Raw genomic sequence first — 18,888 nt, 5'->3', positions numbered from 1 at the left:
GATAGAGAAAGCAGACGAGTACTCATTGAGTCAAGGCCGTTACTGCTGCTTGTGTTGTCGCTTTAAGTTGATTGAAAGCGTCTTGGTAAGGCTTCACTCGCTTGCTCTCGTAGAAATCCAGCATGGGACTCGCTATTTTCCAATTTGCTTCATTCAGTATATCGAAAGCCTGAACAAAAGGCAGGTTATCCGGATTGGCTTGCAAGAGATCCAGACAGAAGGTTTTGATTTGAACGTAGCCTACGATCAAAGCAGTAGGCCCATTGATGGGTTGCAACTGCTGAAGCGCTACGTTGGCGGAGTGGATTTTAGTGATAAGAGACTGATCCATAAAGGGGTGGATGACCACCCACATGCTTTGTAGGCATTGAGTTGGGGGTAGTATCCAGGTGGCATTTTTGAGGGTGCTAATCTGGAAAGGCGAAAAGCAAGGCAAGAATACTCTACAAACGCCATTAAACCGATAAGCGATTGAGTTATCGGTGAGTGTTGTTGTCGTGAAAACGCGAGGGAAACCCTCGATGCATCCAGTAGTGGATGGGGAATTGATATCAGCTAGTGGACCGGATAGGACTTGCCCCCTCTTCAGTCAAGTGTTTCCATACGGGCAGAAGCTCCCGTGTCTCCCAAGTTACTTATCCTGAAGAACTGGAACCCTACTGACCTGAGTCTCTCTACGTGTTTTGGGCGATTGAGTCAGTAAGCTGAATAAGAAAGTAATTATCAGCAACGTAATTACTCCTACCAGAAAGGCCATCTCAGGTTTAGTCTGGATGTGATTACTCAGCGCGAAAAGAATGAAGTTGCTCACAAGCAGGTAAAATAAGGTATTTCTGCCAATGGACAGGAGCCAGTTTAGGGGGTTAGGTCGATGTTCCAGCCATTTTGCCGCTACGTAGTATCCATACAGAATGCCGTATGAGCCGACCAGCCAATACACGGAGGGCAAAAATTCGGCGGGCATGGCCTGATGCCAAATGTAATAACTTATCAATAACCCGGTACCGAGCAGGGATAGGGCCAGAACTGCCCGGCTCCAACCGACTCGATAGTTTGAGAAGTAAATGCCGATCAGGAAAATAGGTAAGTATTGAATGACCGGGAAAATAAAATAATTTTTAGTGCCAATAAGCAGTGCCATTGGCTGGGGTACAATTAAATCAGTCGGCAGCAACCAGGCTATTATCAAACAGACCAACCCCAAACAGAGCATGGCTATGGGAGAATGGGCCAATTGTTTAAACCCCTGAAAGAAAATCAATACCAGCCCTGTAATTAAAAAAAACGTGAGTAGGAACTCCGAGAACCAGGCTACTTTATTAAACGTAATCAATTGCAGGATTTCATCAAGGGTAATCGGGTAAGGCTTGCCCAGAAAACGGGGGCTAAGCAGTAAATAGGCAGAAAAGCCTGACAGATAATAGGCAAATAATGACTTGATGGCAGTTTTAGCCATTTTTAGGTTTACGTCAGCAAACGGTTTGGTCAGATAAGAGAGGAAGAAAACATAACCGAAGCAGAAGAAAAACCCCGAAAAAGTGATCAGATTGATGGTGGTTGAAAATAGCCAGAATATACCTCTGGGTTTGCTCAATAGTTGCAGCGCATGAGCCAGGACCATGCCAATGACAAGCACGCCTTTCATGTAATCAATTGAGGTTTGGCGAGGTTTCACCATCGTGTAATTTACTGTAGGTTGCAACTGTTTACTAACGCCCATTCCGGGTTGTGTCTGGTTTTCAACGGCTTCTCTGCCCGGTTCACCTAATCCATCATTTACTCCGAATATCAACCTGAGCCTGGTCGTCTTCGCCATTGGCAAAGCCATTACCCGGTACCGAATCAGGATCACCAATGGTTGTTTCACTGACCTGGACTTGATCGATCCAGTGACCCGGCGTGGTTAAGCGGGCCTGAATAGGCCGACTTACGGTCGTATTGGCGGCAATGTTAGTCAGTGTAATGGTGAGTAGCCGCCCATTCACTGTCCAGCCGCTTGCCTTTACCAGCTCAAAGCCATCGGGTAGCTTGTTTTCCAGTTGAACAGTATTCGCCGTCTGGCCACCGGCATTACTCACATAAACCGTGAACGTAATGATCTCGCCCACAGCAGGTACTCGATTATTCACATCCATTCGCAAACTAAGATCGGCCTGATTAGGAACCGGTATCGGCTGATTGGACACCACGGCTGGAAGCAACCGCTGGTTCGGGTTGGGCGACTCGAATACAGTTGTCGCGGATCCAGGCACACGAAAATCGACCGATGCTGCGTCGTCTTCTCCATCGGCCGTACCCGAATTGGGCGTACTGTCAGGGTCAGGCGAGGTAGCCGTTGTTAGCTGAGCGGCTGTCCTGAACAGCCCGGTTGCAGTTGGTCTGACCAGCATCGTAAAGGTAGTATCGGCCAGTGGGGGCAGTTGGTGCACCGTTCCCGTCATCACGTTATCGCTGTATACTTGCCCATTGGTATCAATAAACTGCAGATTCGCTGGCAATCGATACGTCCATCGGGCCAGGGCAGCCTGAGTATTGCTTTGATTGGTGACCCGCAGCCGGATCGCAATGGGTTCATTAACCTGAACGATCCGTTTCGCAGCCTGTAGCGACAGGCTCAGATCGGCCTGAGATACGGGTAGCGTATCCTTAAATAAAACAACAGAAGTAAAAGGACTAAGTACAAAAGACTGGGTATAAAGCTGGTTTTTCACATCCCGATAGGCACCGGATAACGTAATAAGACTGTCTTTCAGGGTTGGGTTGTAAAACAATTTAATAAAGTCATCCGGATTATTCTGGATAGGCACATCCTCCTGAAAACGGACATTGTCGAGCCAGCAGGTTGGGCCTTCTCCATCAAGCTGTAGCAAAACAACAGCGTCCAGCCCACTGCCTGACACGGTGAAGGGCAGCTCGTAGCTGGTACGGGTTGGGCTCAGCTGCACGGTATACCGCCTGTCATACTCTTGAAAAGGTGGCCCATTTTGTCGTAGATACACCAGCGCCGATACAGCACCAGATGCCACGGCATCAAACCGAAGAACGTAGGCTTTGCCGACCTGTAGGTTACCAACGTATCGACCAGCCTGCATATAGGAATTGGTCTGGCCCGATGAACTCGCAAAACCGATTCGGAGCGCTCCCCCATCCAGTTGGCTGGTGTTATCCTGAGCGACCACGCCATTATTGTACCGGCTATAGAGTATGGACCAGCCATCGCTGTCCGTATCGAAACTACTGGCGAAGCGGGTGGTACCACCAGCCCCCTCATTTTTATAGGGTTGATAGGTAATCGGGCTACCGTGGGAATGAAGATCCTGACCGGAGAAACGTTGCCAGCCGGTAAGCGAATAAGCCCCCGCCTGATAGGTGTTGATACTCCCCCAGATTAAATTGGTGTCATTGAACGGGCGGGCATAATAGTTAGAATCGATCACCCCGTATTGCAGCAAATCATCCGCGTTGGATTCATACTGGCCTGCTAACTGGGAAGCCCATTTACTAACAAAGACATTCCGCTTGATCACATCATTTCGAATTGGGCAAGCTCCTCCATTATGGTACACCACCAGTTGCGCAGCCGAATTATCGAATACTGTATTATCGGTGAAGGTGATCCCCGGTGCGCCGTGTAAAAAGGCTCCCCACTGCGTGTTGCCGAATATTGTGTTGTTTTGTATCGCTACGTTCTCCACGCAATCGTCCAGAAATATACCGATGGAGTAGTCTGCCGCAAAATATTTGCCCCGTACGTTAGGACTGGCGTAGATAATATTAGAGAGGATATGTACGTTCGACATGGCCGACCTATCGCCGTTCCAGCCGTAAATGCCTCCTCCGTCAATTTTAGAAATGCAGTAATTAGAGATGACATTCTGCCGGATGGTGGCTTGACTGCCGAACGTAATACCCGTGTAGCCAATGCTATCGATCACGTTGTTGGCAACAAGTACGTTCGAATTAGACCTCAGTTGTAAGCCGTTATACGTACCATCTCCACTTTTGCCCCGCCCAGCTATCGCGCCAATATGACGAATGGCATTTGACCGTAAACTAACAGAGTCATATCCCGTAATTTGTATGGCATTATTATTAATGTCGAGGAGGGTGCTGTTGGTCAGCGACAGGTTCCTGCCAAACCCGTCAATCATGATACCATCTTCGCCCGCATCGGTTATGTCGAGCTTGCTCATAGATACGTTCGACACGTTTGTGGCATAAAGGCTGGTATGGAGAGTTTGACTTAAATTCAGGTTGGCCAACTTAATGTTGGAAACGTTGGCCATATCCACGGCACGGTCCAGAACAGTGGCCATGAGTGCCTGCCTGGTAAGATTACCCGTATCATCATAGAGCTGAAACCGTTTGGTAGCCGACTCATACGACCATTCCCCGTTGCGATCCAGGGTAGCAGGATGATTTTGAAAGAAAAAAGGAGAGCCGTCTTTAAGGTAATACGTTGATGTATTCAGCAGGTTCAGGACGTCGCCGTTCTGTTCACTCACAATGGCCCGGTCAATGATCCACGCCGTTGGCACCATGACGACCTCGGCCCCCTGCCAGTTCCTGGATAAATGATCCTGACTAACCAGTTGGTATTTTTCGGTATGCGACAGAATGGTGAGCGTTCCTTTATTAGGTGCATCAGGATTGGGGTAACGACCCAGGGGCAAGGAAACATCCCCGTCGTAGAGCCCTGTAACGCTGCTGCCGCAGGCTGAACAGGTAGCCTGCCAGATATTCCCCCCCATGTTGGACCAGGCAGTAACGGCCACCGAGCCAGCCAGGGTTGGTTTTGGTCCATTGCCATAGGCATCATAAACAATAGCCTGGCTTGATGAACCAGATTGTCGGATCTTTAGTGTTCCCCGGAAAGTATCACCCCGGCGAAACAGGATAGCGTCCCCCGGCTGCAACGACAAACTATTCACTTTGTCCAGGCTTTGAAGCGGTCTGGCCGTTGACCGGCCATCGTTGCGATCATTGCCTGTGCTGGCAACATAATACGTTGTTTGGGCAACGTTTACTAAATACGTTGAGAGTAACACATATAGCGTTAAACTCCAACGTAGTACGACTCGGTTACTCACTTGAACTCGTAATTATAAATCAGAATTTTGGCTAATCAGCGGCAGCGAAACGACTTCCCACCAGTAGCGCCGGAAGGTATAGAAGCAGTTCAGCCATTGGTGGTAGGTATCCGGCTTAACAATGTAGGAGGCAATATTATACGTGTAGGATTTGGCGATATCTGCGCTGTCCTGCGAGGCACTCAGGATGATAACCTGTGGCTTTCGTTCGAAATTATAGTTGCCGATAAAGTCCAGCAACGCCCAGCCATCTTCCCGGCGGGGTAAGTACAGATCGGCTAAAATCAACCTTGGGCATTTGTTGGCATCCTGGGCATTGGTTTCCAGATACGTAATCATCTGAGCCGTATTATTTACCCAAACAGGACTCACTTCTGGAAAACACTGCGTCAGCGCCGAGCGAATAATAAGCCATTGATCTGCATTATCTTCAACAACCATAATAGGTATCTGGCGTTGCTTTCGACGTCTAGGTGTGGCGATCTTTGTCATTGACTTTAATGTTGAGAAGAAGTTGGTTGTGCTGATTGATTAAAAGGTAGCTTGTAGGTTGCACGAATCAAATCGGGTTATTTGGTTCTGGGTAGACAAGTACACCCAGGCGGCAGGTATCGTCACCACGTGTACGTAGCTCCTTTGGCACTAGCCGATTCGTATTCGCAATTGATCGTTTCCAGGAATTTATTGGCGGCCCAGCGACTGTCTGCTTTTCAAATAAAAACAAACCTCTCTGGTAACCCGCCGTTGTAAGCCCTATAAATGGCTTCGAGCCATAACGCTCTCGCAATGAGTTGCTTTTCATTAATAGGGTAAAGAAGTTGCAGACTCTTTAAAGTTGTTGTACGAAGCCCGTTCTACAAGACCGATTGACTCACGTGATGTATCTCCTTCACGTAACATATTCGCCAGTTTGATGAAACGAATGGCCGGTGAGCGACTACCAGCATTCTGAGCAAGTACCGTTGAGAAACAACTAAAGAAAGCCACGGCTTGAAAGAAGATGTGCTTCATAAGGTAAATGGCTGGTTATTGTTTTTGATTAAGCACACGTTCTAATTCACTTTCCTCGGAGGCAGAAACAGGGGATACTCGCCGACTGGCCCGATTATCTAGTTGATTAACAGCATTCGGGTTCGTTGGTTTTTCACGGGCCGTTGTTTTATTCCTGTAAGCGCCCTCTTTTTCAGCATCTGTTTTGTTCTTTCTGAGGATCCTGGCTGGTTTTGCCAATGCACTTAAAAACGGCCGATTAGTGGGTTTGTGCGCCGGCAGTACAACCTCTTCGGCTTTTGATGGTTCAACTAGTTCTGTAGGTACAAGGACAGCTTTTTCCGAAGCGTCAGTCACATTAGCCAGGGTAGAAATGGGTAGCTTTTCCGGAGTCTGAATCGGGCTTATCGCTTTGTCATTACACAGGGCTGGAAAAAGCTGACAACGATTACTGTAGCCAGCATAAGCTAATCCCACCGCCATAACCAGCGCCACAACGAGCGGCAACCGCTGGGGTATAGATGGCCGAACAAGAGGACGTAGCGTGGCCGGTGATAACGCACGAATGCCTGGTAGAAAGCCTGCACTATACCCTTCCAGCGCTATCGTTCTTTCTTCGTCTTTACTCGAAATTGTTAATTGCCCCCGATTAAATCCGCTTGTGCTGGCAGCATAACGCACGTGCACATAAGTAGCCTGGGATGAAAGGTTGAGTGTAAGTGTAGGCGAAAAGGTAGGTCGACTATCACAGGCCAGCTGAAAATGCTCTGGGGCGTCTGTCGTCAATGTTACGGGAGAAGACACTCCATTGGCCTGTTGCGCAATTGTCAGGATACGAAAGCTTGGTTTATCAGGAGCCGTTTGAGAAAATGTCAGCGCCGACTCACTAACAAGTAGTGTCGAGCGATTGGCCAGGCCCACCACTTCTGAGGTTGCTTCGATGGATAGCACAATGGCTTCAGCAAGCGGATTTCGAATAACGATTGTGCCACTAGCGGGCGATTCTCCTGTGGCAATCACAGTAACCTGACCGGTGGCGAGCCAGCTTCCATCAGCTTGCTGACGGTGCTCGACGATCTGTTCCCGTTTTGGCTCTTTATTAAATGATGTAGTTAAGAGATAACCCGGCGAGACACTAAGTATCAATAAACCAGTACGTTCCTGAGGCTCCAGCGTCGACTCAATAGTAAAGCTGTATACCTTATCCAGAAATTCACTGGCATAAATGGTCCTTTGCTTAGGCTGACGGATCGGCATTACTATTTTTTGAAGTTTATGTAGGACGCACAATGCGCAGGAAAAGCTACCTTACGCTATTACTTACCAGTTGGTCTATAGGAAAAATAGAAAAGAGATTCCAAATTACGTACGAATTCGCCACTTAAACTGATTTGAAATGACTAAAAACACGCCTGTGTAAATATGATTTTTGCTGCATTTACTAAATTAGGGAAGTCCCAAACCGAAACTAAACGAGCTACGTACGTATGATCAATAATTACCAACAAACTCTATATGAATACTATTCAATTAATTGGACACCCGCAGCCGGTTGACATAAGCACCATTGTTTGGCTGGAAGGCGAAGCTAATTATACCCGTGTACATTACAGGAACGGTACATTTTCAATCGTTACCCAACCTCTTCAATGGTTTGAAAACCACCTTAATTTCCTTCGTATTCACCGCTCAGCCATTATCAATCCAATGTATGTACAGGAATTCGAGTACATAAACGGTCGATCTGGATGGGTTCGGTTACTAGGTGATAGAGTAATACCCGTATCGCGCAATCGACTTAAGCATGCCAGTGTAATGTTGGCTAACAGACTTACACCACCTGACATGAGTTAGTCTAGTCCCAACAACTGATTAGGCTCTTTTTCATAAGGGTCTAATCAGTACAAATATAAATCGTTGGAAATCAGAAAGAGCAGTTAATTTCTAACCGGGAATTCCTTAGTAATATCCTATTTATCATCTTATTGATTATCTAAATATGTTACTTAATATTTTATTTTATAAATAAATTATTGACCAGCATTGTTTTCTATTTTACAACAGAAGCTTTCTTGTTAAGCGGCTGTATGACCGGCGAGGCAGTAGCTTTTTGTCATCGAAAACTAGCCTTCTACATTTATACTAAATATGGGCAAACAAGCCATAAGTTACCCTTATCCAAAAGTAGACATATTGCTGCAACGAGTCCATCATAAATAATAGGTTCTTTCTGCTCGCTTTTATACATATATGTCCTTCTGACAGCACATTACAGGAGGCTATCTAATCACATAATTATTGACTATTGGTTCTACAGCTTGTAGTTGTTTACGTTATGAATGCACCCATAATATTATTTGCTTACAAACGTCCCGTTGAATTAAAAGCAACTCTGAAGGCACTTCAGGCGAATCACCTGGCTTCGGAAAGCGACCTATACATTTTTGTAGATGCCCCCAAGAAGCCGGCAGATGCGCCGAAAGTAGCCGAAGTCCATCAATTGCTGGATGACGTCTCCGGTTTTCGCACCATCCATCGGGATTATGCCAAAACAAATATTGGTTGTGCCGATTCGGTCATTCGGGGCATATCGCTTGTTCTGGCGAAACATCCTTCAGCGATTGTTGTCGAGGACGATCTGATCACGTCTCCGAATTTCCTGGATTTCATGAATCAGGGGCTGGTGAAATATGCTGACAGTAAGCGTGTCTATTCGGTAGCTGGTTATACGTTTCCGTTTGAACGCCCATCCAACTATCAATCAGACGCCTATTTTATCCCACGTCATAGTCCCTGGGGCTGGGCCACCTGGGCCGACCGCTGGGCGTCCATTGACTGGGACATGACCGATTACCCTGAATTCGAAAGAGACCGACGCCAGCAGAAAGCCTTTATGCAGGGTGGTTCCGATCTGGTTGGTATGCTACGTGATCAGATGGAAGGCAGGGCTGATGCCTGGGATATTCGCTTCTGTTATAACCGCTTCAAAGCAGATGGCCTCACGGTTTACCCGACCGTCTCTAAAGTTGAAAATATAGGATTCGGCGAAGAAGCGACCCATACCAATATTTTTAATCGCTATAAAACGCAACTGGATAGTGGCGCTCAGCGAGTCTTTGATTTTCCTTCCTCAGTTCAGTCTACGGATTATTATCACCGCAAGACCTTACAACGTTACAGTATTCCTACCCGGATTTATAACCGCTTTAAGACGTTAGCCGGTATGCGCTAACGCTCTCTTAAAATCTGCCTCATCTGCGTCAGATACCTACCAGTTTTTGACAGGGTCAGTGTGCTCATTTAATTATACGTATCGTTATGAATCCTTTCGTTTTGCTCCGGTTAGGTGCTCTGTTACTGGCGCTTGTTGTATTTGCTCATTGTAAGCCCACAGACCCGGCCCCTGACAGCGTCGTGCACCGGGTCGACACAATGTCCATCACTCAATTGCGGACGCTTACTGCGTCTATCATCCCCGACAAAGTTCTGATTACGGATGCGGGAAGGGAAGGCGAGTTTATACTCGATGAAGCCGATCTGACCAGCATGGACAACATGGGCGTTACACTGGTTACGGTTAAAGGACACCGCTATAAGCGGAATTTCACGGGACCTGCCAACGTGTTCTGGTTCGGGGTAGAACCAGCGGATGCCGACATCGGCCCCGAGTTGCAGATTGCCGTGAAAGCTACAAATGAGTTGATGATTCCTGACGGAAACTATACCCAGCTAACGTCCGTCCGGATCAGAAGTAATCTGACCATCCAGGCCAATACTGGAAAAGTACTCATTACGTTACCTCAAACATACGTAAGTTTCGTTAATGCCGAAGACCCTAGCCTCCCATTACAACATGTCTTGTTCGATGGTCTATCCTGGAACGTAACATCCAGGCAGACGGGCACTTACGGCGTAATTTACATAGACGGCCCTACAGTTTCAGACCTGACGGTTCAGAACTGTACCAGTTCCGACGCTGCGGCAAAAGACAGTACGAACTGGATGACACTCAAGATCCAGGCGGGAAAAACAGCAACCAACATTGTAGTACGTAACAACAACGTGCAGGCTAAACGCATGGCCTGTGAGATCTTTAATCATGACAATTACAATATCTACGCGGGAAAAAATATAACCGTCAGTGGTAATAACTTTCACGATTGCCATTTTGGACTCTCCCTCTCAGGCCCGTTGACCGGCCTAACGGTCGATAATAATTTGATAAAAAATTGTAGCCTGTTTGGCATTGAAATAGCGGGTGCCGCTCAAAACGTAGCGATTACGAATAATAAGTTTGAAGGCGTGTTTGATAAATTTCTCGAAGGCTCCAACGATGGCAACGGCAATGGGACTATTGTTGGTGGAATGATTATTACGGGCAATTCAACAGTAGGACTTTGTACGGGCGGTGTGCAACTATACAATGCCGGGGCTGCTACGTTCAGCAAGAACGATTTTCACATGTCAGGAATGCTGGAATTGACTCATTCATCGGCGGGTGGCATGTACACCGAAAATACGATTGAAAGCTTATCGAACAAAGCGGTAATATGCGACAATACGCCTAATAATACATTCAGTCGCAACACCCTGTCCAATAAAGGGAATGCGGAAAACCAGGCTACGTTCGTAGCGTACGGCAGCAAATCCATCAACAACACACTTACGAACAACAAGCTGATTAAAGGAAATGGGGGTAAGCCATACGAAGCTGTGCTGGGAGGAAGCTTGGCCGCTTCGATGAATTATGACGAGTCTGGAGCCCCAATTCCCTGATAAATCGTCATAAATGGGTTCGTTTAGTTAAACAGGGTGTTGATAGAAAATGGCGCTATCAGCACCCTGTTGGTTTTTTGGCCTTCCCTAAGAATTGTGCAATGATCATGCATTCACCTTAAAATCCTAATTAATATAGAATACACAATCTACCTAACCAATGAAGTATTTTTCATGTATCAGTTTGACCTGTCTTATTGCCATCTGTTGAAGGCCGTAGTTTGGGTCTACCGGTCCGAAAACTGAGTTAATTTCTTAAGTGGCATTACTACTAATTTTCACATTTGTCATCAAATTAGTTTTATAAGACTATTTATAAAACTAAAAATAAGGCAACAAAAATAAATTTTATCAGCAAAATCAGCCCAGGAAAAGTAACTAAAAAGTGCCTATACCGCATGGTAATATCATCCATTACTGTTTGTTCCCAGCAAACTACTCTTTTAAATTTATAGTAGATACTGGCAGACACTGAATGATATCTATCAGCATGATAAGCTATTATTTACTGTTCTTTTTCGGCTAGAAATGCAGCAGAAAACGAACAAGTCAACCTAATAAAAAAAGTAGCGTGGTAAAAAAAGTACAAGAAACACCAATCCGTTTTCTAGCTATCCTAACTGCTATAATTCTATGGATGACTTTACTGCAAAGCTGTACATCAGCCAAAAAACTGGTTTACTTCCAAAGTTCGACGAGTCGCGAAGATACGGTTGCCATGCCGGAGCAATTTACGCCGACGATCAAAAAGGGAGATATTCTTTCGGTACAGGTGAGTAGCCTTAACTCCGAAGCATCAGCCTACTTTAATCCAACAGCGGTCGCCGATGGTAATGGAACAGTTTCTTCTACGAATCCATTGGCGCGAACATCCGGCTACTTAGTCGATGCAGATGGGACGATTAAACTGCCACTCGTTGGTCAGTTGACCGTAGTAAATCTGACCAACGCCAAAGCCGGTGATTTAATACGTAGCAAGCTGACGACTTATCTTAAAGAACCAACGGTCAATGTCCGTAATCTCAACTTCAGAATTTCGGTGCTGGGTGAAGTGACCCGCCCCTCGCTGTTTACGATTCCCAACGAGCAGATAACCCTTCCTGAAGCGCTGGGACTTGCTGGAGATCTGACGATTTATGGTCGACGTAACAACATACTCATTATCCGGGAAGAAGGTAACCAGCGCGTTTTTGCCCGGGTGGATCTAACTCGTCGTGATGCGTTCCGGTCTCCTTATTATTCGCTCCATCCAAATGACGTCATCTATGTGGAGCCCGACAAAATTCGGGGAACCAGTGTAGACAAGACGTATTTGCTCGCTCCTATTGCAATCGGGATTTTATCGCTGATTGCCATCATCGCAACTCGACAGTAATTCGGAAGATAGAAACTACTCAACGTTATAATTTAAGTATATGGCTTTTAAAACCACACCTTCTTATACACCCTATCAGATGGTTGACTCAAACAGTATATCCCTGCGAACGTACCTGCTACCGTATCTTCGCCAATGGCCATGGTTTATACTATCGCTGTGTCTTGCTTTGGGGGGCGCTTATGTTTATCTATTGTATAAGCAACCCACTTACCGGATTCAGGCCAGCTTACTGCTCCAGGATGAAAAAAGAGGAAATGGCCAAACAACTCCTTTAAAAGAACTGGAAGGCTATTCCCCCAAGAAGGTAGTCGAAAATGAGCTGGAGGTGCTTCGTTCGTCTACGCTGATGGATGGTGTGGTCAAAAAACTTCATTTAGACGCACGCTACTTCCGGAAAACCTCATTCGGGAAACGCGAAATTTACACGGAATCGCCTGTTTGGGTACTTGTCGAATCGGGCAAACCAGAACTTTATAAAAAGCCGCTGGCGCTTGATTTTCCCGGTGGCGACATCGTACGGATCAACAACCAGCCTTATCCGCTTAATCAATCCATACAAACGCCCTACGGCAAGTTGCGTATTCTTACACGGCAGCAGGTGAGTCGCTTTAAGGAGCCCTTATTAGTACAGGTAATGCCGCAGGCCTCTGCGGTGGATATGTACCTGAGCAGCCTGAAAGCTGAACCAACCAGCAAAACGTCGACAGTCATTCATCTAACCATCGAAGATGCTGTCCCGCAGAAAGGAGAAGCTATTCTGAATGGTTTAATCAATGAATACAACCAGGCCGCGATCACGGATAAAAACCGGGTAGCGACCAATACGCTCCGTTTCGTTGAAAATCGACTACGTATGGTGGCCGGTGAATTGGCCGGTGTGGAAAAGAACGTAGAAAAATACAAATCGACGCTGGGCATTACGGACCTTAGTGCACAGGCTCAGTCGTTTCTGCAAACTACGCAGCAGAATGATTCGGAACTCAATCAGGTAACTATTCAACTGGCCGTTCTTAACGATTTGCAGCAATTTATTGATACACAGTCCGATAAACGGGGAAGTACCCCTGCCACCGTAGGCTTGAATGATCCTGTGCTGCTGGGCCAGATCGAGAAACTATCGCAATTGGAACTCCAGCGTGACCAGTTGATGCAGACTACATCGGCAGAGAATCCACTTCTGCAAACCGTTGATAGTCAGATCAGGGCTACGAAAAACAATATCAGTCAGAATATTCGTACCATGAAGGCTATGCTGACGAGTTCGCAACAGCAATACCAGGCTAAGGGCCAGAAACTCGACGATGTTATTCGTACCATTCCAAAACAGGAGCGGGAATTAACGGATATCAAACGCCAGCAGGCTATCAAGAATGAGCTGTATACGTATCTGCTTCAGAAACGGGAAGAAATGGCGGTTACGTTTGCCGCAGCCATTGCCGATAGCCGTACTATTGAAGTAGCCAAGAGCAGCGCAGGTCCGGTCAAACCAGTGGCAATCGTCATTTATGCACTGTTTGGCTTGGTAGGATTACTGATACCGACAGCCGCAATCGCCGGGCGAAGTGCCCTCAACACACGGGTTTTGCTACGAAACGATGTCGAAGACAACACACAGGTCCCTATCCTGGGTGAGATAATGAACAAGCGGCAACGGGATGTACTGGTCGTAGCTCCTCATAATCAGTCGGTACTGGCCGAACAGATTCGAAGCATTCGAACCAATCTTCACCTTGGCAAAGGAGAGGACACCGAAAGTCAGGTGCTGCTGTTTACGTCCAGTATCAGTGGGGAAGGGAAATCGTTCATTTCGCTGAATCTGGGTGCGAGTTTGGCGCTGCTTCGGCAACCAACGGTTATCCTGGAAATGGACATGCGCATGCCCAAACTGCATCCCTTGTTCAACATCAACAACACCGTTGGTCTTAGTACGTATCTGAACGGCGAAGCAACCCTGGATGATGTTCTTCAGCCCATACCGGGGCATCCAAATTACTTTATTATTCCGAGTGGACCTCTTCCTCCAGACCCTTCGGAGTTGTTGAGTAGCCCCATGTTGAAGCAGATGCTCAACTTGTTACGCGAGCGGTTTTCATATGTTATTCTCGATGCCCCCCCAATTGGTATCGTCACAGATGCCCAGGTCGTAGCGCCCTACGCTGATACGACACTGTTTGTTGTTCGTCATGGTGTAACGCCTAAGCACAGCCTCAAAACACTGGATGTGCTTCACCGTGAGCAGCGCTTTAAGAACATGCGTATTATTCTTAATGCGGTGAACGACAGTGAGTCGTACCATTCAAACCACCGATATAAAAATAGCTACTCATACAGATAACGTAGCCAAGAACTCCTGTTTTTACCTCACCCTACATGGGGTAAGTCATCCTTATTGTCTATAAACATTGACTGTTATGGAGGCATCTACCAACGAAAAAACGGTTCAACTATATCTGAACCAGGACGTTCAGGTAAGACCCTATACAATGAGATTACTGATTGCTGGCCTGAAAAAGCGTGCATTTGATCTTACAATTGCCAGTTTAGTGACAGCCTTTATTCTCATTTGGCTTATACCTCTACTTACCCTATTGATCAAATTAAGTTCTCCAGGCCCTGCCCTGTACATTCAGATGCGGACCGGACGCAAAGGGCGGATCTTTCCGTGCCTGAAATTCCGGACCATGACCTATGAAACGAATGTGCCGTTTCGGCAGGCTACTCCAAATGATCGGCGCGTAACCCGAATCGGGAAATTCCTGCGCAAGACTAACTTGGATGAGATGCCGCAGTTTCTGAACGTACTGGCGGGCCATATGAGCGTGGTGGGACCACGACCCCACCCCTTACCACTGGATGCGGAACACTGGAACACAATGCCGGGCTACAAGGAGCGCTACGTTGTTCGACCCGGCATTACGGGTCTGGCTCAGGCACGGGGTGCTCGGGGCGAAACCGCCGAGATTCATAAAATGAAGACTCGGGTTCGTTATGACCACCTATATATCCGCCGTCAATCGACACGACTGGATGCAACGATTTGCTGGTGGACGATTACGGCAGCCGTTCGAGGGAATAAAAATGCCTATTAAGCTCAAAAACGTCCTGCAGGACTTGATTTTCCAATATCCACAAACGTTATAAAATAGACAGTACCAATGACCAAAGTACTAGAAGTTAACCTCTTCGATGCCGGGCTGGATTCGGCTGTGCAAGGGATTCTCTTGCGATGCGACCCTATATGGCCCCGCGAAAATAAATGCATCAGTGCAACCGGTGCGCATGGGTTAGTTACCGCCTTCAAGGAACCCGAGTTTAAATCGGTGCTGGATTCATTTTACTGGAACCTCCCCGATGGGATGCCCGGCGTGTGGATTGGAAAACTGAAAGGCGCCAAACGTATGACGCGCTGTTACGGTCCCGACTTTTTCAGGGAGGTGCTGCGGGAATCGGCTCAGTCGTCCATTAAACACTTTTTTTGTGGCGGGCAGGACGGCGTCGCTGATGAACTCAAAGCGGCCGTTGGCCGGAAGTTCGGTAACTACCAGGTTGTCGGTACGTTCTGCCCCCCCTTTCGGGAGATGGCCGATGACGAATTCCAGTCGCTGGCAAACCGGATCATGGACGCCGGCACGAACATTGTCTGGATTGGCCTGAGCACGCCCAAGCAGGAGCGGTTTGCCCGACGCCTGGCGCAGTATGTGGATGTGAACTTCATCGTAACCGTTGGCGCGGCTTTCGATTTCCACACCGATCGCGTCAGGCAGGCACCCAGCTGGATGCAAAAACTCTCCCTGGAATGGCTCTTTCGGCTGATGGCCGAGCCAAAACGACTCTACAGACGCTATCTGGAAGTCGTTCCCCTATTCATTTTTCTCAACCTGAAAGAAATCTTCTCATCTCTTAAATAATCAAGTATTTATGAAAAAAGCGCTCGTCTGTGGTGGTGGTGGCTTCATTGGTGGCCATCTTATTAACCGACTCAAATCGGAAGGATACTGGGTTCGTGGAGTCGACATCAAAGAGAATGAATACGATAACAACAATGCCGACGAGTTCATCATTGGCGATCTGAGAGATCCCGTCATTGCCGACGAAGTTGTGACGGCCGACCTTGACGAAATCTATCAATTGGCCGCCGACATGGGCGGGGCCGGTTTCGTCTTTACCGGTACAAACGATGCGGCCATCATGCACAATTCGATTCTCTGCAATCTGAACGTACTGGAAGCGGCCAAAAATAAAGGTGTCCGGAAAATATTCTATTCGTCGTCAGCCTGCATGTATCCGGAGTACAATCAGATGGACCCCAATAACCCAAAATGTTCGGAAGAGTCGGCCTATCCGGCGGCACCCGATAGTGAATATGGGTGGGAAAAGCTGTTTTCGGAGCGCCTGTTTTTAGCCTACCAGAAGAACCACGGCATGGAAGTACGTATCGCCCGGTTCCACAACATCTTCGGTCCGCAGGGTACCTGGGATGGCGGACGCGAAAAAGCACCGGCTGCGGTCTGCCGCAAAGTAGCCATGGCTGAAGATGGCGGCTCGATCGAGATCTGGGGCGATGGCCAGCAAACCCGCTCGTTTCTGATTGTGGATGAGTGCGTGGAAGGTATCCGGCGGTTGATGAACTCTGATTTTTCGGGCCCTGTCAACCTGGGTTCGGAAGAGATGATTTCGCTGAATGACTTCGCGAAAATGGTCATCGACATCTCGGGTAAAGATCTGACTATCAATAACATTCCGGGACCATTGGGTGTGCGGGGCCGCAACTCCGACAACCACCTGATTCAGCAGAAATTAGGCTGGGCGCCTTCAACACCCCTTCGCAAAGGTGTTGAGAAAACCTACGACTGGATTTCGGAGCAGATTCAAAAGAAAGTGCCCGCACTAGTCGAAGCCTGATGGAACGAATTACCGCATCACTTGCTGACCTTGAGTGTGAACTTACGGCTCACGCTCAAGGCACCAAGCAGGTATTTCTCCGATATGGTGATACGTCTACCGACTTAACTCAAGTGGCTTACGGCTCCTTTTCCCAAACGGACTACTGCGAACTGCATATGCATCCAACGATGGAAGAGTGCTTCTTTTTTTTGAAGGGAACGGGCTTGTATATAGTTGGCAATCAGAAAATTGCGTTGCAGCAGGGAGTTTTTATCAGGATTCCGGCGGGTATTCTGCATCGGCTCGAAGCGACCAGTGATGTGCCCCTGGAGTATGTTTATTTTGGGGTGGCTACCAAGTAGGTAAGATCGAACGGGTATAACGAAAAATATGGTAAGTGACCAGGTAACCAGTGCTGTAGAAACAGAACCAGAAACAGCTAAAACGCTGTCGAGAGCTACGTTAAAGCGCTTTGCAATTAACGTAGTATCTCTCTTTAGCGTCAACGTGGCGAATATGTTGCTGCCTCTGCTCACGGTGCCCTACGTGGTGCGCATTATCGGGCCGGAGCGTCTGGGGCTGCTTAACTTTTCGCAGGCTTACGTCGCTTATTTCACGCTCCTGATCAACTACGGATTCGAAATGTCTGCCGTTCGAACCATAGCCGCCAACCGGAACGACAAAGCGCTGGTTAATCGGACGTTCAGCGAAGTGATTGCGGGAAAAACCCTGCTCTGGGTACTGTCAACCCTTGTTTTCGCGGGTATTACCTGGTTTACACCTGATTTTCGATCACATATTGTGCTGCACACCTGCACCTACATCACCTGCATCGGTGTGGTGCTGTTCCCGATCTGGATCTACCAGGCGATGGAAGATCTGGGACGGGTTGCGATGTTCAATCTTGGGGTGAAAATTCTGTTTACGCTGTCCGTTTTTCTGCTGATCCGGCAGCCCGACGATTACATCTACCAGAATCTATCGATCAGTGTGGCGCAGGTGGTAGTTAGCGTCGTTGCCTTGTACGTAGCGCTACGTCGATTTGATCTGACATTTACGTGGCCATCGATCGCCCAGTTGATTACCCGATTTCGGGAGGACAGTACGCTGTTCTTCTCGTCGGTCATGATTACGCTCTACGCAGGTTCGACCGTTTTTCTGTTGGGCTTGTTGGGCAATGCCTATGACGTAGGGATTTTTTCGGCCGGTTCGCGGCTGGAAGGCATCGCTCGCTCGTTTGTTTCGCTAGGCCTGAATCAGGCTTTCTTTCCGATTGTCGCGAGTGCCTTTGGTAGTGGTCGGGAAGACGGATTGCGCGTGGTTCGAACAACTTTTTTTCCGCTGGTCGCTTTCATGACCGTCGTGTCACTGGTCTTGTGGGTCATCGCTCCTGTATTTATCACTCTTTTTTACGGCGATAAATTCCATGATGCGATCCTGGTTTTACGCATTGTGTCCCTGTTGCCCATTTTGATCGGTGTCAGCAATCTGCTGGGTTTGCACACCATGCTGAATCTGCGGATGGACAAAGCATTTTTTCGAATTACAGCTATTGGCTCCGTCGTGGGGCTGGTGCTGAACTCCCTGCTGATTCAGAAAATGGGATTTATTGGAGCCGCTTATGCGTGGGTAGCCGCCGAAGCCTATATCGCGCTGTCGATGTATGTCTACCTACGTAGTAAAGGGGTTCAGGTTGTTCAACTGGCGTACATGCGCGAAGCCATTAGCTTCAGCAAGAACCGGTTAACAATCTTATTTAAACAGAAATAA

16 protein-coding genes are annotated in these 18,888 nt (G+C 47.6%); 10 read left to right on the top strand and 6 right to left on the bottom strand.

Annotation, left to right across the window (positions count from 1 at the left end; genetic code table 11):
- Positions 1 to 22 precede the first annotated feature (22 nt).
- From ACYVEA_RS08930 to ACYVEA_RS08905, 6 genes are all read right to left on the bottom strand, one after another.
- Positions 23 to 331: a hypothetical protein gene (locus ACYVEA_RS08930; protein WP_461113084.1), complete on the bottom strand. Its 309-nt coding sequence runs from the start codon at positions 329 to 331 to the stop codon at positions 23 to 25.
- 300 nt (positions 332 to 631) lie between these two features.
- On the bottom strand, positions 632 to 1,867 hold the full coding sequence (locus ACYVEA_RS08925) for an acyltransferase family protein (protein ID WP_461113083.1): 1,236 nt from the start codon (positions 1,865 to 1,867) through the stop codon (positions 632 to 634).
- A complete protein-coding gene (locus ACYVEA_RS08920) occupies positions 1,773 to 5,090 on the bottom strand; it encodes a right-handed parallel beta-helix repeat-containing protein (RefSeq protein WP_461113082.1) in 3,318 nt (1,105 codons plus the stop codon). The genes ACYVEA_RS08925 and ACYVEA_RS08920 overlap by 95 nt, the downstream gene beginning before the upstream one ends.
- A gap of 12 nt (positions 5,091 to 5,102) precedes the next feature.
- Entirely contained in the window at positions 5,103 to 5,582 is a 480-nt protein-coding gene (locus tag ACYVEA_RS08915) for a response regulator (protein WP_461113081.1), read from the bottom strand.
- A 309-nt stretch (positions 5,583 to 5,891) separates the two neighbouring features.
- Positions 5,892 to 6,101 (bottom strand): hypothetical protein, encoded by a 210-nt coding sequence (locus ACYVEA_RS08910; RefSeq protein WP_461113080.1) that lies wholly within the window; start codon positions 6,099 to 6,101, stop codon positions 5,892 to 5,894.
- 15 nt (positions 6,102 to 6,116) lie between these two features.
- The gene (locus ACYVEA_RS08905) at positions 6,117 to 7,337 is read right to left on the bottom strand and encodes a hypothetical protein (RefSeq protein ID WP_461113079.1); all 1,221 of its coding nucleotides are present in this window, start codon (positions 7,335 to 7,337) and stop codon (positions 6,117 to 6,119) included.
- A gap of 258 nt (positions 7,338 to 7,595) precedes the next feature.
- Between ACYVEA_RS08905 and ACYVEA_RS08900 the strand changes: the two genes are divergently transcribed.
- The 10 genes from ACYVEA_RS08900 to ACYVEA_RS08855 all read left to right on the top strand — a co-directional run bounded on the left by ACYVEA_RS08900 (position 7,596) and on the right by ACYVEA_RS08855 (position 18,888).
- On the top strand, positions 7,596 to 7,934 hold the full coding sequence (locus tag ACYVEA_RS08900; RefSeq protein ID WP_461113078.1) for a LytR/AlgR family response regulator transcription factor: 339 nt from the start codon (positions 7,596 to 7,598) through the stop codon (positions 7,932 to 7,934).
- A 481-nt stretch (positions 7,935 to 8,415) separates the two neighbouring features.
- A complete protein-coding gene (locus ACYVEA_RS08895) occupies positions 8,416 to 9,312 on the top strand; it encodes a glycosyltransferase family protein (RefSeq protein ID WP_461113077.1) in 897 nt (298 codons plus the stop codon).
- A gap of 86 nt (positions 9,313 to 9,398) precedes the next feature.
- Positions 9,399 to 10,856: a right-handed parallel beta-helix repeat-containing protein gene (locus ACYVEA_RS08890; protein ID WP_461113076.1), complete on the top strand. Its 1,458-nt coding sequence runs from the start codon at positions 9,399 to 9,401 to the stop codon at positions 10,854 to 10,856.
- A 637-nt stretch (positions 10,857 to 11,493) separates the two neighbouring features.
- Complete coding sequence (locus ACYVEA_RS08885; RefSeq protein ID WP_461113075.1) at positions 11,494 to 12,231, top strand: polysaccharide biosynthesis/export family protein; 738 nt, start codon at positions 11,494 to 11,496, stop codon at positions 12,229 to 12,231.
- 40 nt (positions 12,232 to 12,271) lie between these two features.
- Positions 12,272 to 14,569 (top strand): GumC family protein, encoded by a 2,298-nt coding sequence (locus ACYVEA_RS08880; RefSeq protein ID WP_461113074.1) that lies wholly within the window; start codon positions 12,272 to 12,274, stop codon positions 14,567 to 14,569.
- Between the two features lie 76 nt (positions 14,570 to 14,645).
- On the top strand, positions 14,646 to 15,323 hold the full coding sequence (locus tag ACYVEA_RS08875) for a sugar transferase (protein WP_461113073.1): 678 nt from the start codon (positions 14,646 to 14,648) through the stop codon (positions 15,321 to 15,323).
- 66 nt (positions 15,324 to 15,389) lie between these two features.
- Entirely contained in the window at positions 15,390 to 16,142 is a 753-nt protein-coding gene (locus ACYVEA_RS08870) for a WecB/TagA/CpsF family glycosyltransferase (RefSeq protein ID WP_461113072.1), read from the top strand.
- A gap of 10 nt (positions 16,143 to 16,152) precedes the next feature.
- Entirely contained in the window at positions 16,153 to 17,136 is a 984-nt protein-coding gene (locus tag ACYVEA_RS08865) for an NAD-dependent epimerase/dehydratase family protein (protein WP_461113071.1), read from the top strand.
- Positions 17,136 to 17,480 carry a cupin domain-containing protein gene (locus ACYVEA_RS08860; protein WP_461113070.1) on the top strand — a complete coding sequence of 115 codons (345 nt, stop codon included), beginning with the start codon at positions 17,136 to 17,138 and terminating at the stop codon, positions 17,478 to 17,480. The genes ACYVEA_RS08865 and ACYVEA_RS08860 overlap by 1 nt, the downstream gene beginning before the upstream one ends.
- Positions 17,481 to 17,508: 28 nt before the next feature.
- Positions 17,509 to 18,888, top strand: a complete 1,380-nt coding sequence (locus ACYVEA_RS08855) for an oligosaccharide flippase family protein (protein WP_461113069.1) — start codon at positions 17,509 to 17,511, stop codon at positions 18,886 to 18,888.

The organism is Spirosoma jeollabukense, from assembly GCF_054777855.1.
Note: the sequence above shows the minus strand (reverse complement) of the source record. Positions and strands in the feature narration are given on the sequence as shown.

Bases quoted from the DNA above. Each gene is read 5' to 3' on its own strand.
- ACYVEA_RS08930 (WP_461113084.1), bottom strand. From the start codon at position 331: ATGGATCAGTCTCTTATCACTAAAATCCACTCCGCCAACGTAGCGCTT.
- ACYVEA_RS08915 (WP_461113081.1), bottom strand. From the start codon at position 5,582: ATGACAAAGATCGCCACACCTAGACGTCGAAAGCAACGCCAGATACCT.
- ACYVEA_RS08910 (WP_461113080.1), bottom strand. From the start codon at position 6,101: ATGAAGCACATCTTCTTTCAAGCCGTGGCTTTCTTTAGTTGTTTCTCA.
- ACYVEA_RS08905 (WP_461113079.1), bottom strand. From the start codon at position 7,337: ATGCCGATCCGTCAGCCTAAGCAAAGGACCATTTATGCCAGTGAATTT.
- ACYVEA_RS08900 (WP_461113078.1), top strand. From the start codon at position 7,596: ATGAATACTATTCAATTAATTGGACACCCGCAGCCGGTTGACATAAGC.
- ACYVEA_RS08895 (WP_461113077.1), top strand. From the start codon at position 8,416: ATGAATGCACCCATAATATTATTTGCTTACAAACGTCCCGTTGAATTA.
- ACYVEA_RS08890 (WP_461113076.1), top strand. From the start codon at position 9,399: ATGAATCCTTTCGTTTTGCTCCGGTTAGGTGCTCTGTTACTGGCGCTT.
- ACYVEA_RS08885 (WP_461113075.1), top strand. From the start codon at position 11,494: ATGACTTTACTGCAAAGCTGTACATCAGCCAAAAAACTGGTTTACTTC.
- ACYVEA_RS08880 (WP_461113074.1), top strand. From the start codon at position 12,272: ATGGCTTTTAAAACCACACCTTCTTATACACCCTATCAGATGGTTGAC.
- ACYVEA_RS08875 (WP_461113073.1), top strand. From the start codon at position 14,646: ATGGAGGCATCTACCAACGAAAAAACGGTTCAACTATATCTGAACCAG.
- ACYVEA_RS08870 (WP_461113072.1), top strand. From the start codon at position 15,390: ATGACCAAAGTACTAGAAGTTAACCTCTTCGATGCCGGGCTGGATTCG.
- ACYVEA_RS08865 (WP_461113071.1), top strand. From the start codon at position 16,153: ATGAAAAAAGCGCTCGTCTGTGGTGGTGGTGGCTTCATTGGTGGCCAT.
- ACYVEA_RS08860 (WP_461113070.1), top strand. From the start codon at position 17,136: ATGGAACGAATTACCGCATCACTTGCTGACCTTGAGTGTGAACTTACG.
- ACYVEA_RS08855 (WP_461113069.1), top strand. From the start codon at position 17,509: ATGGTAAGTGACCAGGTAACCAGTGCTGTAGAAACAGAACCAGAAACA.